The following is a 3,771-nucleotide window of genomic DNA, read 5'->3' as shown; positions in this document are numbered from 1 at the left end:
TTACATAACATCTGGGGTGGTCAAAATTGGACGCTGTTTTTCCCAGATTTCTGGTCAGTTTTGCACGCTGATTAGCATAATGAAACCATTGATTCACAAGGACTTGAAACCCTAATGGCTAATCGTGAGCAAGACACTCCTGTAGAGCGAGATTTGTTTTAATGAAATACTTACTCGATACAAATATTGTGGGTTATCTCTTGCGAGGTGAAGCAAGTAACAAGCTGAAAAATAAGTTAATGATGCTTAATCCTGAGGCTATTTTTATTTCGCAAATAACTCATGCCGAGATCATTTACGGCTTAGAAAAAGGTGGAAATGTTCCCAAGCATGTTGATCGTGTGAACTCATTTTTAGAAACAATTAATATTTTAGATTGGGATAAACAGTGTGTTCATGCCTCCGCAATCATTCGAAATACGCTGCGATTGCAGGGTATTACAGTACAATTAATGGATTTGATGATTGGTGCTCATGCTCTAGGTCACAACCTCAGGTTAGTCAGTAATGATCATATTTTTGAACACTTCAAGCAGTTTGATTTAGTTATTGAGAATTGGCAAAGTTAATCATGGTCGATAAATAAGTTAGTCACTCTTCCTTAATTGTGTAAATATGCAAGCCACTCTCACTTATTGCTGTTACCACTCTAATTTATTTATGTAAATTATTTGTGGTAAGTTATTGATTATCTGTTCATTCAGTCTAGTTAATTGGTGTAACTGACAGCCATTTTCTTTTTTAAATTTATAACTCTAAGTTGGCGAAGATCTGTTGAACTGAATCTTGAAAATGTGAATAAGCTTGCTGCCATGTTATTTGTTCATCCCCGAACACCATTGGCGCGACAAATTGATTAAATCTGTCTTGATATAGTGGATTACGACTTAATTCAGTTAAACCAAATAACAATTCAGCAATCGGATCTTCCACCATAAGAACATGTTGACGACCATAACGCTCAATATCTGCTTTTATGACTTTGGTGGCTAACTGTCCTAAATAAACAAAATCTTGGGGTTTACCATAGGTAATTTTGAAGTAGTCGTACACATGTCGAACTAATGATTCATCATCAGCTCTTTCGGCATTTCTAGCAAAAGCAGCTGTACGCCTTAAAATTGCTATCAGCTTTTCGATACTGGTACTCACAATTGTGACGGAAGGAATAATATCCACTGGTTTTCCTTCTTTAGCCAGGTCATACACAAATGAAGTAATTTTTCTGGATTCAAAAGGCTCAAGCAAATCCGCTTCCACCAATTCCAGTTTAATGAATGGTCGTAAACAGGGTGCTTGATTGAAATGTTGGGGATACCGGATCAATAACTCGACATAACGATATTCATCCCGAACAATCGGCTTCTCTTCGATTTGAAACATATCAGATTGAGAAATCTTGTCTTGTACTTTATGAAGTAATTGTTTACGTACAGCCTTGGCTTTAGAGCGGCTGAAAGCAATATCCGATTTGGGAACTAATTTGATGTCGACATCTTCAGACATCCGGTTTAGCTGAATATTTGCTTTGGCTAAAGAAGTTCCACCCGCAAAAACCAAGTCATGCGTCTCAAACTCTAAAGGTTGTAACAACCTCAGTAGTTCGACAACATAGTAATCTTTTTCAACAATAGACGTTGCACCAATGCCAAGTGCGTCAGCGACATCAGCGAACAGATCTTTTATATCAGGCATTAACTTGGCTTCGTCCTACAGACAACTGGCGTGTAAAACGACGAGGAGTTTTAATTTGAGTGAATGCGGGAATCTGGGTTGATTGGCCAGATAAGTATTTTTCCGTCGCATCACCCAACGTGATTGTCACATCTAATCGTTTTAGTGCTTCCAGGATCACTGCATCAGCGCCTTCTGGACAGGCAGGCATCACTTTACCCGTAATCTGGTTTTTTCTGGCTTTGGTATAAATTCCATAACCAACTTTTAAAAGCTCACCTTCTTGTACAAGGGTACGCAAGACTCGCCCAATCTGATCATAGTTGGCAATATCGCTAAAATCCTGGCGCATGAAAACATAACGTTTTGCACGCTTGATGCGCATCTGAATTCTGGTTTTAATCGTCATCACACCCTCCAAAAAACTGGCGTTATTACTCTCTTTCAAAGTAGCAAAAATACGACATTTTGTCGAGCAAAAATACGACATTTAAATCGACAATCAGCTTATCCTTCAGATCAATCCCGGCATCGCGCATAGACAGCGATTCCACCTCAACGATAAACGTGGCTTGCTGGTTCTGGAGCAGGAATTCATCCAGATCCAGGGTCTTGTCGATATAGTTCTGGGCGGGGGAAGGGAAACCTGCAGCCACCTTTTGCAAGGCAACTGGAATCTCATAATGCGTTCTGGCTTCAACGGGAGTAATCGAAGCAATATCATTGAGGGCTGGTTTTTCACCTGATCTAGATACTGCCTGATCTCCAGTACACGGGCTTCAGGAACCCGGATGACTTTGGTCGGACCTTCATGAACCGGTTTGCGACCAGAACCTGCACGGATACCACCATGCTGATATTCATTCATTTTATTTATCTTGATTTTGTTACATAATCAAGATGGTAGAAACAGCAGTGGAAAAAACAACTCCACTCGTCGGATTGGGATTAAATTCCTAAAACCAGCTGATAAGGCTTAAATCCTTCGAGTACTGCATCCGCAACTAATTGAACGAAAGGTTCGGTTTTACCATGAGCCATCCATTGATCTAAAGCTTCATAGTAGGCCAAGCGATTTTCTACCTTAATGACACAGGGCGGATAACCAGCCTTCATCAATTCTAAATTCATCAATAAACGTGAAGTACGTCCATTCCCATCAATAAATGGATGAATTCCTACAAAATCTGCATGTACCTTGGCCGCCCGTTCAATGGCATGTAATTGATCTGCTTCAGTATTATACCAATCCACAAACTGAGCCATTTTGTCATTTAGTAAGGTGTAATCAGGTGGAGTGGTCGTAGCACCTGAAATCAGTACATTTTGCTGACGATAACGTCCTGCATTGTCATCATCAATATTCTTGAGAATGAGTTGATGGATGTTTCGGATTTGCCATTCAGAAAAAGGTTCTTGTTTCTTGATGATGTCTTCAACATAGTAGATTGCATTGCGGTGGTTAATTGCTTCGAAATGTTCTCGAAGAGCTTTACCACCAACAGTAATCCCTTCAAGAACCACCTTGGTTTCGAGCAAGGTAAGTGTATTGCCTTCAATTGCGTTGGAATGGTAAGTCCAGCGAACAATCAAGTCTTCTTGTAAGTTTTTTACAATTTCAGAGGGAAGAGGACGATACTGATCTAATTTTTCTTTTAAAGTATCAATGACTTCAAACATTGACTTGTTCCTGAGTTACATTTTTCATTGTTGAATCATACCTGAAAAGGATATTGCGCCACTAAAAATTTGCCAATGACATCATCTACTTTGATATTAAATTGCTTTAGTTAAGCGTCTGATCTGACGTTCTGAAATATGAAGTAGATGAGCAGCCTGGGACTGGGTTAAGCGTTGATCACAGATTTCTTGCAAAACCGACAATCGTTGAAGTTCTTTATCCGACATAGACACCAACATATCAAACCGTCCGCTTCGATAATCGCAAAAGCGCGTATTCTAAAAGCGGACATTTTTACTTTGGAGAAACCGGACATTTCTACTTTGGAGCTACAAATTGTGTTATTCACCAATTAAAATGTCTATGCGATAAACCATTTAAAATGTCCTGTTTTTAACTGCAAGAGTCAAGAACAG

The 3,771-nt window shown here is 39.4% G+C and carries 5 protein-coding genes and 1 pseudogene; 1 reads left to right on the top strand and 5 read right to left on the bottom strand.

Going from position 1 to position 3,771, the window contains the following annotated elements; translation table 11 throughout:
- The first annotated feature begins 161 nt into the window (after positions 1–161).
- Positions 162–569, top strand: a complete 408-nt coding sequence (locus PAE54_RS12255) for a PIN domain-containing protein (RefSeq protein ID WP_326519640.1) — start codon at positions 162–164, stop codon at positions 567–569.
- Between the two features lie 178 nt (positions 570–747).
- On the opposite strand, the gene PAE54_RS12250 is transcribed toward PAE54_RS12255, so the two are convergent.
- The 5 genes and pseudogenes from PAE54_RS12250 to PAE54_RS12230 all read right to left on the bottom strand — a co-directional run bounded on the left by PAE54_RS12250 (position 748) and on the right by PAE54_RS12230 (position 3,582).
- On the bottom strand, positions 748–1,695 hold the full coding sequence (locus PAE54_RS12250; protein ID WP_326519639.1) for a nucleotidyl transferase AbiEii/AbiGii toxin family protein: 948 nt from the start codon (positions 1,693–1,695) through the stop codon (positions 748–750).
- Positions 1,688–2,083, bottom strand: a complete 396-nt coding sequence (locus PAE54_RS12245; RefSeq protein ID WP_326519638.1) for a DUF6088 family protein — start codon at positions 2,081–2,083, stop codon at positions 1,688–1,690. The genes PAE54_RS12250 and PAE54_RS12245 overlap by 8 nt, the downstream gene beginning before the upstream one ends.
- A gap of 76 nt (positions 2,084–2,159) precedes the next feature.
- Positions 2,160–2,542, bottom strand: a pseudogene (locus PAE54_RS12240) (S24 family peptidase); the annotation flags it as partial.
- A gap of 80 nt (positions 2,543–2,622) precedes the next feature.
- A complete protein-coding gene (locus tag PAE54_RS12235) occupies positions 2,623–3,354 on the bottom strand; it encodes a Fic family protein (protein ID WP_326519637.1) in 732 nt (243 codons plus the stop codon).
- Positions 3,355–3,450: 96 nt separating this feature from the next.
- Complete coding sequence (locus tag PAE54_RS12230) at positions 3,451–3,582, bottom strand: helix-turn-helix domain-containing protein (RefSeq protein WP_442784407.1); 132 nt, start codon at positions 3,580–3,582, stop codon at positions 3,451–3,453.
- Positions 3,583–3,771: the final 189 nt, after the last annotated feature.

The organism is Acinetobacter minutum (assembly GCF_035916735.1).
In the GTDB taxonomy this organism is placed as follows: domain Bacteria; phylum Pseudomonadota; class Gammaproteobacteria; order Pseudomonadales; family Moraxellaceae; genus Acinetobacter.
This window is presented reverse-complemented; position numbering and strand designations above follow the sequence as displayed.

What these genes read in the sequence shown, in the direction of transcription:
- PAE54_RS12255 (WP_326519640.1), top strand. Translation starts at nt 162, where the DNA reads ATGAAATACTTACTCGATACAAATATTGTGGGTTATCTCTTGCGAGGT.
- PAE54_RS12250 (WP_326519639.1), bottom strand. Translation starts at nt 1,695, where the DNA reads ATGCCTGATATAAAAGATCTGTTCGCTGATGTCGCTGACGCACTTGGC.
- PAE54_RS12245 (WP_326519638.1), bottom strand. Translation starts at nt 2,083, where the DNA reads ATGACGATTAAAACCAGAATTCAGATGCGCATCAAGCGTGCAAAACGT.
- PAE54_RS12235 (WP_326519637.1), bottom strand. Translation starts at nt 3,354, where the DNA reads ATGTTTGAAGTCATTGATACTTTAAAAGAAAAATTAGATCAGTATCGT.
- PAE54_RS12230 (WP_442784407.1), bottom strand. Translation starts at nt 3,582, where the DNA reads ATGTCGGATAAAGAACTTCAACGATTGTCGGTTTTGCAAGAAATCTGT.